The 14,191-nt window shown below is 66.7% G+C and carries 10 protein-coding genes; 2 read left to right on the top strand and 8 right to left on the bottom strand.

What is annotated here, in order from left to right; all coding sequences use genetic code 11:
- Nucleotides 1–136 precede the first annotated feature (136 nt).
- The 3 genes from gyrB to G495_RS0113960 all read right to left on the bottom strand — a co-directional run bounded on the left by gyrB (nucleotide 137) and on the right by G495_RS0113960 (nucleotide 5,218).
- On the bottom strand, nucleotides 137–2,533 hold the full coding sequence (gene gyrB / locus G495_RS0113970; RefSeq protein ID WP_028588301.1) for a DNA topoisomerase (ATP-hydrolyzing) subunit B: 2,397 nt from the start codon (nucleotides 2,531–2,533) through the stop codon (nucleotides 137–139).
- Nucleotides 2,534–2,574: 41 nt separating this feature from the next.
- Nucleotides 2,575–3,735 (bottom strand): DNA polymerase III subunit beta, encoded by a 1,161-nt coding sequence (gene dnaN, locus G495_RS0113965; protein ID WP_028588300.1) that lies wholly within the window; start codon nucleotides 3,733–3,735, stop codon nucleotides 2,575–2,577.
- 172 nt (nucleotides 3,736–3,907) lie between these two features.
- Nucleotides 3,908–5,218, bottom strand: coding sequence for a DnaA ATPase domain-containing protein (locus G495_RS0113960; protein ID WP_035252367.1), 1,311 nt, complete (start codon nucleotides 5,216–5,218; stop codon nucleotides 3,908–3,910).
- A gap of 274 nt (nucleotides 5,219–5,492) precedes the next feature.
- On the opposite strand from G495_RS0113960, the gene G495_RS0113955 reads away from it, so the two are divergent.
- On the top strand, nucleotides 5,493–6,665 hold the full coding sequence (locus G495_RS0113955; RefSeq protein ID WP_028588298.1) for a homocysteine biosynthesis protein: 1,173 nt from the start codon (nucleotides 5,493–5,495) through the stop codon (nucleotides 6,663–6,665).
- A gap of 429 nt (nucleotides 6,666–7,094) precedes the next feature.
- Here the strand turns inward: G495_RS0113955 and G495_RS19335 are convergent, their stop codons facing one another.
- The 5 genes from G495_RS19335 to G495_RS0113930 all read right to left on the bottom strand — a co-directional run bounded on the left by G495_RS19335 (nucleotide 7,095) and on the right by G495_RS0113930 (nucleotide 12,614).
- Complete coding sequence (locus tag G495_RS19335; protein ID WP_084458304.1) at nucleotides 7,095–7,973, bottom strand: RluA family pseudouridine synthase; 879 nt, start codon at nucleotides 7,971–7,973, stop codon at nucleotides 7,095–7,097.
- A gap of 9 nt (nucleotides 7,974–7,982) precedes the next feature.
- Entirely contained in the window at nucleotides 7,983–9,287 is a 1,305-nt protein-coding gene (locus tag G495_RS0113945) for a TRAP transporter large permease (protein WP_028588297.1), read from the bottom strand.
- Nucleotides 9,284–9,784: a TRAP transporter small permease gene (locus tag G495_RS19330; RefSeq protein WP_035252365.1), complete on the bottom strand. Its 501-nt coding sequence runs from the start codon at nucleotides 9,782–9,784 to the stop codon at nucleotides 9,284–9,286. Before G495_RS19330 ends, G495_RS0113945 begins: the two co-directional genes overlap by 4 nt.
- 72 nt (nucleotides 9,785–9,856) lie before the next feature.
- Nucleotides 9,857–10,897 carry a TRAP transporter substrate-binding protein gene (locus G495_RS0113935; protein WP_051445400.1) on the bottom strand — a complete coding sequence of 347 codons (1,041 nt, stop codon included), beginning with the start codon at nucleotides 10,895–10,897 and terminating at the stop codon, nucleotides 9,857–9,859.
- Between the two features lie 58 nt (nucleotides 10,898–10,955).
- Nucleotides 10,956–12,614, bottom strand: coding sequence for an FG-GAP repeat domain-containing protein (locus G495_RS0113930; protein WP_028588295.1), 1,659 nt, complete (start codon nucleotides 12,612–12,614; stop codon nucleotides 10,956–10,958).
- 225 nt (nucleotides 12,615–12,839) lie between these two features.
- Here G495_RS0113930 and G495_RS0113925 point away from each other — a divergent pair, with 225 nt between their 5' ends.
- Entirely contained in the window at nucleotides 12,840–14,114 is a 1,275-nt protein-coding gene (locus tag G495_RS0113925) for an RsmB/NOP family class I SAM-dependent RNA methyltransferase (protein ID WP_028588294.1), read from the top strand.
- Nucleotides 14,115–14,191: the final 77 nt, after the last annotated feature.

Genomic DNA, 14,191 nt, shown 5'->3' with positions numbered 1-14,191 from the left:
GGTGGTTGCGGCGCTTCGCCGCAGCCACCCGGGGCGGCGTATGGGGTCGAGGGGCCCCCGGCCCCTCGCGGGGGTCCAGGGGGCAGCGCCCCCTGGCGGGGTCCGGGGCAGCGCCCCGGCAGCGCCTTGCAAGGCGCTAGATGTCCAGGTCGGCGACCATGAGCGCGTTGCGTTCGATGAAGGCGCGGCGCGGTTCGACCTGATCGCCCATGAGGCTGGAGAACAGGTCGTCGGCCTCGACGGCGTCTTCGACGGTGACCTTGAGCAGGGTTCGTTTCTCGGGATTCATGGTTGTTTCCCAGAGTTGTTCGGGGTTCATTTCGCCCAGGCCTTTGTAGCGCTGGATGCCGATGCCCTTGTGGGCTTCTTCCAGCACTGCGGTGTGCAGGGCGAAGATGTCGCCCAGGTCCAGGCGTTCGTCTTTCTTGACCAGGGTGAAGCGCTGGCCGCCGCAGGCGGCGAGGATGCCGGCCAGGGTTTCGTGGGCGTGGCGGTAGAGCTTGGAGTTGAAGAACTCCACGCCGATGCGCGTGCGGTGGCCTTTGCGGTCGTCGAAGACCACGTAGCGCCGGGTTTCCACATCGTCGTCGGAGACTTCGAGTTCGGTATCCCAGCCTTGGGCCGCGATGTATTTTTCGAAGGCGATCCATTCGCCGTTGCTGATCGAGGCGGGGGTCAGCTTGGTTTCGAAGGAGATGACGGCCTTGAACAGCGCCTTGGCGATGGCCACGTTTTCGGCTTCGCGGGTCTTGTCCTGGATGGCGCCGATCTTGCCCACCAGGGCCACCAGTTCGCCCTTGCGGAAGGAGGTGCCGTTTTCGGCCTGGGCCTCCATGTCGTCGGCCACGCGGCCGAGCAGGTAGCCGATGAACTCGCCCTCGTCGGTGATGTACTGTTCCCATTTGCCCTTGTGGATGCGGAACAGGGGCGGCTGGGCGATGTAGAGGTTGCCGCGCTCGATGAGCCCGGGGTACTGGCGGAAGAAGAAGGTCAAGAGCAGGGTGCGGATGTGCGCGCCGTCCACATCGGCGTCGGTCATGATGATGATCTTGTGGTAGCGCAGCCGCTCGTAGTCGGTATCCTCTTCGCCCACCCCGGCGCCCATGGCGGTGATCAGGGCCTTGATCTCCTTGTTGCCGAGCATCTTGTCGAAGCGGGTCTTCTCGACGTTCAGGATCTTGCCGCGCAGGGGCAGGATGGCCTGGATGCGCGGGTCGCGGCCCTGTTTGGCCGAGCCGCCTGCGGAGTCGCCCTCGACGATGAACAGTTCGGATTCCTCGGGGCGTTTGGTCTGGCAGTCGGCGAGTTTGCCGGGCAGGGAGTTGTCGGACAGGGCGCCCTTGCGGCGCACCAGGTCCTTGGCCTTGCGGGCGGCCTCGCGGGCGCGGGCGGCGTCCACGACCTTCTCGACGATATTCTTCACGTCCTTAGGATTTTCGGCGAAGAAGGTGTTGAGCCTGTCGTAGACGATGGTGGAGACCAGTCCGGCGACCTCGGAGTTGCCGAGCTTGGTCTTGGTCTGGCCCTCGAACTGCGGGCGGGGCAGTTTGACGCTGACCACGGCAGTCAGGCCCTCGCGCACATCGTCGCCGGTGAGCTTGGTCTTGAGCTTCTTGGGCAGGTCGGACTTTTCGATGTAATTGTTGATGGCGCGGGTCAGCGCGGTCTTGAAGCCCACCAGGTGCGTGCCGCCTTCCTTGGTGCGGATGTTGTTGGCGAAGGTGAGCACGTTTTCTTTGTAGGTCTGGTTGTATTGCAGGGCGAAGTCGATGGTCATGCTGTCCAGCTCGCCCGAGGCGGAGACCATTTCGTGCACGCTGCCCGAGCCGGTGTTCAGGTCCTTGACGAACTGGATGATGCCGCCCTCGTACTTGAAGCTTTCGCGGCGCTGGGTGCGCTCGTCGCGGAAGTCGATTTCCAGGCCGGAGTTGAGGTAGGCCAGCTCCTGGAAGCGTTTGCGCAGGATGTCGTAGATGAACTGGTTGACCTCGAAGATCTCCTCGTCGGGCCGGAAGCGGACGATGGTTCCGGTATCCATGGAGGAGTCGATGTCTTTGAGTTCGGTCACCGGGGTGCCGCGCTCGTATTTCTGGTAGTACTTGCGGCCGTCGCGCTGGACGGTGACTTCCAGGTATTCCGACAGCGCGTTGACCACGGACACGCCCACGCCGTGCAGCCCGCCCGAGACCTTGTAGGAATCGTTATCGAACTTGCCGCCCGCGTGCAGCACGGTCATGACCACCTCGACGGCGGGGCGGTGCTCCTTGGGGTGCATGTCCACGGGGATGCCGCGGCCGTTGTCCATGACGGTCACGGAGTTGTCCAGGTGCAGGTTGACCACGATCTTGTCGCAGTATCCGGCCATGGCCTCGTCGATGGCGTTGTCCACCACCTCGTAGACCAGATGATGCAGGCCGCGCACGTCGGTGGAGCCGATATACATGGCCGGGCGCTTGCGCACGGCGGAGAGGCCTTCCAGCACGGTGATGCTGTCGGCGTTGTAGCTGTTGGTCTTGGTTCCGTTCTGGGTCATTGAGTGTGTCTACCTCGTTGGAGTGCTCGGTGTTGCCCGCGCTAGTTGCCGTCTTCCTCGCTGTAGTAGGTCTCCTCGACGATCTTCATCGGCATGATGATGACCTGGTAGTCGGAGTCGTCGGCGCCGACGATGCCGCAGGGGCCTTCGGCCCCGGTCAGGCGGAAGGTGACCTTCTCGGACTGGAAGTGGTTGAGGATCTCGATCAGGTTGCGGGTGGGGAAGGCGATCTTTTTCAGGTCGCCGGAAAACTCCACCTCAAGGGATTCCGACGCCGTGCCCACGTCCTGGCCCTGGCTGTACAGGGTCAGCTCGTTGCCAGCGAACTGGAAATACGTGCAGCGGTTGTTGTCGGTGTTGAAAATCATGATGCGCTCCAGGGTGTCCACCATTTCCAGGCGGTCCACCGTGAGCTGGCACACGCCGTCCTCGCGGATCTTGGAGAGGAAGGCGTTGTAGTCGGGGTACTGGTAGAACGACAGCGGCAGGCTGAACTGCTCTTTCTTGTCCGCCGTGCGGAAGAACAGCCGCTTGTTGTCGATGTTCAGCTCGATTTCGTCGGCGGAGAGCCACTTTTTCAGCTCGGCCAGGAACTTGCGCTGGATGAGCACCCCGCCTTCGGGCAAGAGCGCGCGCAGGTCGTCCTGCAGGAAACGGGTCATGGCGAACTGGTGGCCGTTGAGGCCGCAGGCCTCGATGTGCTCGGTGGTCTTGGAGGGGGTCAGGTTCATGCAGGCGATGGCCTCCATGGTGTCCTCCTCGCTGATGCAGTAGGCCGTACGGTCGATGAGATCCTGCAGGAAATCGCCGGACCAGAACACCGAGCCTTCCTCGGGGAATTCCGAAAAATCGGTGAACCAGCTGGCCTCGTTGGTGGGCAGCTTGTACTTGCGGCTGTTCTGCTGGATGGAGAGCTGCTGGGCGTCCTGGTCCACGCGCAGGGTGATCTGCCCCGGGGGCAGCTTGCGGATCAGGTCGTAGAACGAACGGCCCTGGACGCCCACCAGCCCCTTCTCGACGATCTCGGCGTTATACCAGCCGCAGAACTCCAGGTTGGAGTCCGTGGACATGATGCGCAGGCTATCGTTTTCCACCTTGAGCCAGATGGTGCGCAGCACTGCCGCCCCGGTCTTGGCGGGGATGATGGCGGCCGATTTCTGGAGCCCCTCGATGATGTCGTCCCTGAAGACCTTGAGGTACATCGCGCTCTCCTTGCTCTTCTTCTGTTCATTGATGAAAAGAATTGGTTGTGGAAGCAGGGCTGTCACCCGTGTTCCTTTCACAATCAACCTTCAGGTTTCATTCACTTTATAAGGATTCCCTTGCGGCGCATTCCGGCGCGGAGCCCCGGGATGCGCACACCGCCCCCGGGCCCTAGCCCCGGGCCAGGCACTTGCGCTTGAGCAGTGTCACTATGTTTTTCATTTCCGCGTTGTCATCCTGCATTTTCTTCACTTTCTTGATGGCATACAGGGCGGTGGAGTGGTCGCGCCCGCCGAACAGCCGCCCCAGGGCCGGGTACGAACTGCCGATGAGCTCGCGGCACAGGAACATGGCCAGCTGCCTGGCGCGCACCACCTGATTGTGGCGCCTGGTGCCCGTCAGATCCTTCTTGTCCACCTCGAAATGCTCGGCCACCGTCTCGATGATCACCTCGGGGCGGATCTGCTTCCTGGCCGTGCCTGCGGTCTGCGAAAGGATCTGCTCGAAGTCCCTGTCGGTGAACGCCTTGTTCACAAACTCTTTATATGCGTAGAATTTAAGAAGAATTCCCTGTAAGAAGCGCAAATCGGTGAAGCGCTGGGCCAGGCTCAGCACCTGCTCGCGGGTCAGGTTGATGCGCTTCAGGCGGCAATACTGCTCGATATAGCGCACCCTGATGTCCAGGTCCGGGCGCTTGAGGTTGACGATCAGCCCCCACTCCAGACGGCTCTTGAGCTTGGGGTCCAGGAATTCGTAGGAGGGCAGCTTGTCCGAGCAGCAAAAAATCATCTGCTTCTTGTTGTCGTAGAAATAATTGAAAAGATTGATGAGCTCCGTCTGGAAGCCCTTGTATTTCTTGATGAGCTGGAACTCGTCGATGAACAGGAAACGGTATTTGTAGACGTGGGTCCGGGCCTTGAAGCGGTCGTTGTCGAAATCGCCGTTGTAGAGGTTGTAGAGGTCCTCCACGCTGCCGAAAAACACGCTCTCGGGGCTGAATTTCTTGCTGACCTCGTTGGCGATGGCCTTGATGAGATGCGTCTTACCCGAGCCCGCCTCGCCGCTGACAATGAACGGGTTGAAGATGATGTCGTTCTGCTTGGCCACCTCGCGGGCCGTGGTCAGCGGAAAGAAGTTCTTCTTGTTGGTCAGGAAGTTGTCGAAAGTGAACTGGTGGCCGAAGGGGAAGTCGATGGACTTGGCTTCCCCGGGGCGCTGCTCGGCGGCCTCGGCCACCGGCGCGGCGCTCTGGTAGCTCAAGACATAGCCCGGCCCGAAAAAGGCGTGTAACTCCTGCTCGAAACGCTCCTGCACCGCGCCCTGGAACCACTGGGCGAAAAAGGCGTGCGGAAAGCCGATGTCCAGACGCTTGTCCGGCTCGCTGAATTCCAGGCGCAAGGGGTCGAACCAGCGCTTGAGCTCCTGCCCGGAATAGGCCTTTTGCAGGTGCTGGCGCAGTGTTTCCTTCAGTTGGGAACTCATGGATTCCATGTCTGCGGGACCGGCCCGCAGGAGCGTGTTCGGGTGGACGAAGATGCTGAAAAAACAGCATGTTGAAAAGGGCTGAACCTGGCGCCGGACAACTGGTGATTTATACCCCAAAAGGGCCGGCAAGCCAAGTGCTTTGCCGCCCTGCGGGCCATACCCCCAGGCCCGCAAGCTGTGGAAAAAAGCCGTTGCCTTCACCCTGGTTTTCGGCCAGCATGGACGGCCCGGGAACTCATTGCCCCGGGAATCAAGACCGCAGGAGAGCTTCATGGGCAGCTTCAAGGTGAACAAGACCATCGCCGAGATCAACGCACGCATCCGCTCCGGCAAGGCCGTCGTGCTCAACGCCGAAGAGATGATCGAGGTCGTCAGGAAAAGCGGCAGGGAAAAGGCCGCCAAGGAAGTGGACGTCGTCACCACCGGCACCTTCTCGCCCATGTGCTCCTCCGGCCTGCTCTTCAACATCGGCCAGAAGAACCCGCCGACCATCAAATGCTCCAACGTCTGGCTGGGCGGCGTGCCCTGCTACGGCGGCCTCGCCGCCGTGGACTCCTACCTCGGCGCCACCGAACCCACCGTGGACGACCCGTTGAACAAGGTCTACCCCGGCCAGTTCAAGTACGGCGGCGGCCACGTCATCGAAGACCTCGCGCGCGGCAAGGCCGTCCACCTGAAGGCCAACGGCTACGGCACCGACTGCTACCCGCGCCGCGACATCGACAAGGACGTGACCCTGGCCGACCTGCCCTACGCGCAGCTCTTCAACCCGCGCAACTGTTACCAGAACTACAACTGCGCCGTGAACCTCACCAGCAGGCTCATCTATACCTACATGGGCCCGCTCAAGCCCAACGCGCGCAACGCCAACTACGCCACCGCAGGCCAGCTCTCGCCCCTGTTCAACGACCCGTTCCTCAAGACCATCGGCCTGGGCACGCGCATCTTCCTCGGCGGAGGCATCGGCTACGTGCTCGGCGCCGGAACCCAGCACGTCGCCAACCCCCAGCGCAACGAGCGCGGTATCCCCCTGACCCCCGCCGGAACCCTCATGCTCAAGGGCGACCTCAAGGGCATGGACGCCCGCTACCTGCGCGGCGTCTCCATGATCGGCTACGGCTGCTCCCTGTCCGTGGGCGTGGGCATCCCCATCCCCATCCTCAACGAGGACATGGCCTGGTTCACCGGGGTCGCCGACAGCGATATCCAAATGCCCGTGCGCGACTACGGCTACGACTACCCCAACTGCATGCCGCGTATCCTCAAGCACGTCACCTTCGCCGAACTCAAGTCCGGCGAAATCGAGCTCAACGGCCAAAAAGTCCAGACCGTGCCCATGACCAGCTACTCCATGTCCCTGGAAATCGCCGAGAAGCTCAAGCAGTGGATCCTCGACGGCTCCTTCCTGCTCACCGAACCCCAGGAGCCCATCCTGTCCGAGTAGGCCGCCGGGGCGCTGCCCCGGACCCCGCCAGGGGGCGCTGCCCCCTGGACCCCCGCGAGGGGCCACGGGCCCCTCGACCCCATACGCCGCCCCGGCTGGCTGCGGCGAAGCGCCGCAACCACCCGGGGCGGGGGCAGGGCGGGGAGATGGGGAGGAGCTGGCCAGGCCGAAGAAGAACCCCGAGCCGGATTCCCTTGCGGGAATCCGGCTCGAAGTTTTTGGGGTCTGGCTGGTCACGGGGCAGGTCCCGCCCGTTTCTCTGGCCCCTTCCTCCAACCCCAAAAACCCCTCAACCCTTCCCCCGAGAGCGCATTTTGGGGGTGAGGGGGGTGTGGGTCCGGGAGAGGGGGGAGCGGGGGGCTTTTGGCGCCAGAAAAAGCCCCCCGCTCCCCCCTCTCCCGGTCTTCCGCCTTCGCCCCTCCGCCCGGCCTACCAGTCGGGCTCCAGGCGGACCGCCGTCCCGTCGGGCAGGGTGATGTTCCAGGCGTGGAGCATCATGCGCGGGGCGTTGTCGGGCTGGCCGTATTTGCGGTCGCCGACGATGGGCAGGTTGCGGTTGGCGAGCTGGACGCGCAGTTGGTGGGTACGCCCGGTGCGCAGGTCGAGTTCGAGCAGCGAGGTCCGGGCATCGGTTTCGAGGCAGCGGGCCAGGGCCAGGGCGGGTTTGCCGTTGGCGCTGGTGGTGGTGCGCTGGTGGCCCGGGGGGCCGGATTTGGCCAGGGTATCGTGCAGGGTCAGGGTCTGGCCGGGGGCGAGGGTGCCGTGGACGCGGGCGAGGTAGAGCTTGCGCAGGGAGTGGGCTGCGAAGGCCTGCTGGAGGCTGCGCAGGCCCTGGTAGGAGGTTCCGGCGAGCAGGATGCCGGAGGTGTCGCGGTCCAGGCGGTGGGCCGGGGTGGGGGTGAAGGTGGCGTCCGGGAACATGGCGGCCAGGCGGGTGCTGGCGGCGTCGGCGTGTCCGGTGCCGGGCTGGGAGGGCAGTCCGGCGGGTTTGGCGACGGCGATCCAGCCCGGGCCCTGGGCGAGGATGGTCAGGGCGGGCAGCGGGGCGGTGCCGGGGGCGGGGTCGGCGACGCGGATGGGCGGCAGGCGCACGGTTTGCCCGGCGAGCAGGCGGTCGAAGGGTTTTTTGCGTGCGGAGTCCACGCGCACCTGCCCGCTGCGGATCAGGCGCAGGAGCAGGGAGCCGGGCACGTCGGGGCCGAGCCTGCGGGTGAGGAATTGCAGCAGTTTCTGTCCGGCTTCCTCGGGGCTGACCTCCAGGTGCCGGACGCCGCCGCGGGGGGGGTTGTCGGCGTGATCGGGGGGCATGGGCGGATGCTAGCGGATCAGGCCCGGGAGGAACAGCGCCAACTGCGGGAAGAGCAGCAGCAGGGCCAGGCAGACGACATAGGCGGCGAGGAAGTAGCTGATGCCGCGGAAGATGCTGGCCACGGGCACGCCGGTGGCCATGCTGGAGACGATGAAGGCCGACACGCCCACGGGCGGGGTCACGGCGCCCAGGGTGGTGACGATGGTGACCATGACGGCGAACCAGGTGGGGTCGTAGCCCATGGCCTCGGCCACGGGGAAGAAGATGGGGATGGTGATGAGCAGCAGCGCCAGGGCGTCCATGATGGCGCCGCCGATGACGTAGATGCCGCAGATGATGCAGATGACGACCCAGTGCGGGATGTCCAGGGAGGCGACCCACTGGGCGGTCTCGAAGGGCAGGCGGGTGACGGCCAGGAAGCGCCCGAAGAGCACGGCGCCGGTGACGATCATGAAGATCATGCACGACACGCGCAGGGTGTCGGCGCAGGCGGCGGTGAAGCGGCGCCAGGTCAGCTGGCGGCTGGCGAGGCTGATGAGCAGGGCGATGGCCGAGCCTGCGGCCCCGGCCTCGCTGGGGGTGAACAGCCCGGCGAACAGCCCGCCCATGACCAGGGCGAAGAGCACGAGCATTTCCGCCGAGCCGGGCAGGGCGCGCAGCTTCTGGCCCCAGGTGGTGGGCGGCCCGGCGGGCGCCCAGGTGGGGTGGCGCAGGCACACGAGCCAGACGGTGATCAGGAACAGGGCGGTGAGCAGCAGCCCGGGCACGAGGCTGGCCCAGAAGAGCCTGGCGATGGACTGCCCGGTTTGCAGGCCGATGATGATGAGCACCACGGAGGGCGGGATGACCACGCCCAGGGTGGAGCCCACGGCCACGGCGCCGGTGGAGAGCACGGGGTTGTAGTTGTACTTTTTCATTTCCGGCAGGGCCACGGTGCTCATGGTCGCGGCGGTGGCGGTGTTGGAGCCGGAGATGGCCGAGAACCCGGCGCAGGCCAGGATGGTGGACATGGCCAGCCCGCCGCGCACCTGGCCGGTCCAGGTGTAGGCGGCGGTGTACAGGCGCTTGTTGACCCCGCAGTGGAAGCAGATCTGGCCCATGAAGATGAACAGCGGGATGACGGTCAGGCCGTAGGAGGAGAAGACGCTCCACAGCTCGGTGCCGAGCATGCCCAGGGCGGCGTTCATGGAGATGACGTGGGCGAAGCCGAGGAAGCCGACGATGCCCATGGCGAAGCCCACGGGCATGCGCAGGAAGAACAGCAGGGCCATGAGGGCCGCGATGCCCAGGATGCCGATGGTGGCCAGGGTCATGGGCGCGGCCTCGTGCCGGCCAGGGCGTGCAGCAGGTCGCGGGCCAGGGTCAGGGCCAGGGTGGCGCAGCCCAGGGCCACGGCGAACACGAAGGGGTGGTAGATGATGCGCAGGTCTTCGGAGAGCTCGCCGAACTCGATGAGCGAGAGGCCGAACAGCGCGGTGCGCCAGGCCGCCAGCAGGAAGAACAGCCCGCAGGCCAGGTGGGAGACGGCGTCCACCAGCTGCTCGGCGCGGCGTGGCAGCATGCCCTTGAACATGGTCAGGGCGATGTGGCCCTTCTGGAGCTGGGTGGGGGCCAGGGCCAGGGCGCAGACCAGGGCGCCGAGGAAGCCCATCATTTCGTAGGTGCCGCGGATGGGGGCGTTCAGGGCGCCGCGCATGAACATGTTGGCGCAGGCCAGGGCGATCATGGCCACGAGGAAAAGACCGCCCAGGGCCAGGAGCACCCGGGACAGAGCGGCGCAGAGCGAGTCGAGCAGGGCGAGGGCTTTCATGTGACGGGTCCGCTGCACAAAAAGGGAGCCGGGGAGCGTTGGCCCCCCGGCGCCTGTGGTGCCGCCAGGCGGCTACTTGTCGTATTTCTGCCGCAGGGCCTTGGCCTCGGCCAGGACCTCGTCGGCGGGCACGCCCTTGGCGGCGGCCTGGGCCTTCCAGTCGTCGAGCATCACGGCCAGGGCGGCTTCGGCCTTGGCCAGCTCGCCTTCGGGCAGCTCGACGATCTCGATGCCGTACTTCTCGCGCGACCAGTCCAGGGACTCCTGGACGTGGGCGTCGAGGTACTTCCCGGTCCACTCGGCCTGCTCGGCGGACAGGCCGTCCAGCACGGCCTGCACATCGGCGGGCAGGGCGTTCCACTTGTCGAGGTTCATGATCACCGCGAAGGGGTAGACCACGAAGTTGGTCACGGTCTGGTACTTGAGGTGCTCGGCGAAGTTGAAGTCCTTGAGCCAGTCGAAGGAGGAGAGCACGCCCTTGATGAGCCCCTTCTGCAAGGCCTCGGGGGTTTCGGAGGCGGGCATGGACACCGGAGTGGCGCCCAGGATCTCCAGGACCTGGGAGGCACCGCCCGAGGCGCGCAGCTCCATGCCCTTCAACTGGTCGAGGCTGGTCACGGGCACCTTGCACATGATGTTGGAGGGCGCGCTGGCGAACAGGGTCAGCACCTTGACGCGGGCGAACTCCTCGGGCTTGCGGGCGGCGTAGAACTCCCACAGCGCCTGGCTGGCCGAGGTTGCGCTGGAGAAGCCCAGGGGCTGCTCGAATACGCTCATCATGGGGAACACGCCGGGCTGGTAGCCCAGGGAGATGCAGCCGATGTCGGCCTGGCCCTGGATGACGCCGCTCCACATGTTCTTGGCGCTCAGCAGGGTGGAGCCGGGGTAGGTCTGCACCTCGACCTTGCCCTGGGTGCGCGCGCGCACCTCTTCGGCCCAGCGCTCCATCTGGATGCAGGGGAAGGTGGGCGCGGGCGGGAAGTTGGCGTAGGACAGGGTGATGGCCTGGGCGCGGGCGGCGCCGGGCAGCAGGCAGGCCGCAGCCACCAGCAGCGCGGCCAGGAGCAGGGCGGCCTTGCCGGTGGGCGCGGCCAGGTGACGGTGTGCCTTCATCTGCGTGTCTCCCTTTGGGCGATGTGTCCCGGGCGGGCGGTGCCTGCCCGGGGCGGGGTTACTCGGCCTCCCTGTCCAGGGGCGCTTCGAGGCTGCCCGTGTCCAGGGTGTAGGCGAAGACCACGGTCTTGCGCTGGGCGATGCCTGCGGGGCCGGGGTAGGTGTTCAGGCACACGTAGAGGTCGGTGACGCCGTCGTTGTTCACGTCGGCCAGGCCGTAGTCCGACACGGTGCCCTTGATGCGCCGGGTCTTCCAGGCCAGGGACAGGCCCACCCCGTCCCAGAACATGGAGTGGATCTCGCCGTTGGGGAAGAAGCGGTAGCGCTGGAAGAACTGCGCGGCCACGGAGATGTCCTTGTTGACCATGACCTCGAACTCGCCGTTGCTGTCCAGGTCGGTGATGAGCATGCGCAGGGGCAGGTAGTAGATGTTGACGTACTGGTCGCGGTTGGTGCCGAAGCCGGCGATGGTATCAGGCACTTCGAAGCCCAGGGCGGAGCCGCCGTACTGTTCCATGGTGGTGGCCAGCAGGTCGAAGCGCGGGGTGTAGATGTTCAGGTGGTCGCTGCTGTCGATGATCAGGATCTTGTAGTCGGTGCCCTTCTGCGGCAGGTAGGCGAAGTTGAAGACGTTGGCGCTGGAGGGCAGCGGAACGCGCTTGCCCAGGGTGTATTCGCTGCCGACCTTGACCACCTCGTGCACGGGGGTCTCGTTGAGCACGTTGTTGCGGCCCGGGCGCTGGCCGACCAGGGTCGGCTGGTAGGTGGGCGGCATGTTGACCACGTTGAGGAACAGCTTGATGCGCTCGGCCACGGGCACGAACTTGCCGTCCTTGAAATTGTAGATGTACGAGTAGGGCCCGTCCTTTATGAAGCCGGAGACCACGATCTCCTTGAGCCCGTCGCCGTTGAGATCGATGAGGTTGATGTTGAGCATGTCCGTCTTGCCGCCGGGGGCGATCTCGGCCAGGGGCTGGAACTTGTCGCCATCCAGGCGGTAGGCGTGGACGGAGCGCTCGCTCAGGAAGAACATTTCCGTCTTGCCGTCGCCGTCGGCGTCCCCGGCGATCATGCCCACGGAGATGAAGGGCAGCGAGGGGCTGCGCCAGCGGCCCGGGGTGTCCTGGGAGCCCTGGTAGCGGAATTCGGGGTTGATGTAGTATTCCTGTGTGTTGTCCCGCTCGTTGTGGACCAGCTCGGGGTTCATGACGTTGACGCGCTTCTTGGCGGCGCCCTGGGCCTGGGCCTGGGGCTGCTCGCGCTGGAAGGCGCTGGCGTTGAGGTTCTTGGCCACGCCCTCCAGGGCCGGGATGAGCCCGCTCAGCTCGGCCTGGGCGCTTTCGGGCACGGTGCCCTCGGCGCTGGTGGCGCGCACGTCGAGGCTGCACTGCTCGCCGAGCATGGTCACGCTGCCCCAGACCACGTAGTCCGCCCCCAGGGCGGGCAGCAGGGCGGCGGCCTCGGCGTCGCCCGTGGGCGCGGCGCTCACGGCGGCGGCGATCTTGTCCTTGTCCAGCGGCACGAGCTTGTTGGGCCAGGTCAGGCGCGAAACGAGCATGTCCTGGATGCCCCGGGACAGATACTGGTACTTGTCCGGCCCGTTGATGGCAAAGGGCAGTACGGCGAAGGTCTTGGCGGGCTCCTGGGCCCCGGCGGCGCCGGGCAGCAGGAGGGTCAGGGCCAGGATGCAGGCCGCCAGCATGCGGATACAACCCATCTGTGCGCTCCTTGGATGCGTCTGTCCGGGCCGGGGCCCGGGGAGGTTCGCGGTATCGGTCGGCCCCTGGGGGGCGCCGGAGAAACCTCCCTGTAGCACCTTCTTGGCGCGGACGCAAAAGGTTCATGGGCCGCCCGGCGGCGTCAGGCATTGTGCCGCGCGGCGCGCCGGGCTATCCTGCCCCCGGCGCGCCGCGCGCAAAGGCCCGCGCCAGAGCGAGGAACCATGACCGAACCCGCCGCCCCCCCGGGGCGCACCTTCCGCTTCGCCTGCCCCGGGCCAGACATCCCCCTGGCCCGGGCCCTGCTGCAGGCCCAGGGCTACGCCTTCGAGGCCGAGGCCTTCTCGCCCCTGGCCCAGCGCCTGCTGGCCGAGCCCCGGCCCCTGGGCTCCAGCGTGGCCAACTTCTTCGGGCTGATCCATGTGCAGGACAAATCGTCCATGCTGCCGCCGCTGCTGCTGGCGCCGCCGCCGGGCGCCGCCGTGCTCGACCTGTGCGCCAGCCCCGGCAGCAAGACCGGGCTTTTGGCCCTGCTCGTGGGGCCCGGGGGCTTCGTGCTGGCCAACGAGCCCAACGGCGCGCGCCTGGAAACCCTGCGCCGGACCCTGGAGCGCGTCAACGCCCTGGCCTGCGCCACCTGCTCCTTCCCCGGACAGGCCGCGCCCCTGGCCGACGGCTCGTGGCCCTTCATTCTGCTCGACCCGCCCTGCTCGGGCCTGGGCACCCTGGATAAGCACCCCGAGGCCCGGCGCTGGCAGGGCGCCAAGGCCGAGCCCCTGGAACGCCTGCAACGCGAGCTGCTCACCCGCGCGGCGGTCCTGCTGGCCCCCGGGGGGGCGCTGCTCTATTCCACCTGCACCACCAGCCCGGCGGAAAACGAGGCCCAGACCGCCTGGGCCCTGGACCACCTGGGCCTGGAACTGGACCCCCTGGCCCCGCCGCCCGGCTTCGCCGTGCGCCCGCCCGCCGTGGCCGGGCTGGAGGGGGTGCTGCCCGTGGACGGCGACGCCTCGGGCGGCCAGGGCTTCTACCTCGCGCGACTGCGCCGCCCGGGGCGACCCTCCGAAACCCCGGCGCCAGCCCCCGAAACCGCGCCGCACAAAGGCGCCAGCCTGACCGCCGCCGAGGCCGCCGCCTGCGCCCAGGCCGGGGCCGACTTCTCCGGCCTGCCCCCCGGCGAGCCCCGGCGCTTCGGCGACGCGCTGTTCCTCGTCCACCGCCTGGCCCCCGCCCTGCTGCCGCCCGGGCTGGCCTGGCAGGGGCTGCCCCTGGGCCGCTTCCAGGCCGGGCGCTTCCGCCCCAACCCGCGCCTGCGCGCCATCCTGCCCGCCGACCCTGCCTGCGCCGTGCACGCCGACTCCGTGGACGACATCGCCCGCCTGCTGGCCGGGCAGGCCCTGCCCGCCCCGCGTGCGCCCTTCGCCGTGCTGCACTTCCAGGGCCGCCCCCTGTGCCGCCTGGCCGTGAAAGGCACACGCGCCCTGTGGGCCGAGCGCTGAGGCGCTGCCCCGAGCCCGCCAGGCCGCAAGCCCAGGGGGCGCTGCCCCCTGGACCCCCGCGAGGGGCCGGGGGCCCC

The organism is Desulfocurvus vexinensis DSM 17965, assembly GCF_000519125.1.
Taxonomy (GTDB): Bacteria; Desulfobacterota; Desulfovibrionia; order Desulfovibrionales; family Desulfovibrionaceae; genus Desulfocurvus; species Desulfocurvus vexinensis.
Note: the sequence above shows the minus strand (reverse complement) of the source record. Positions and strands in the feature narration are given on the sequence as shown.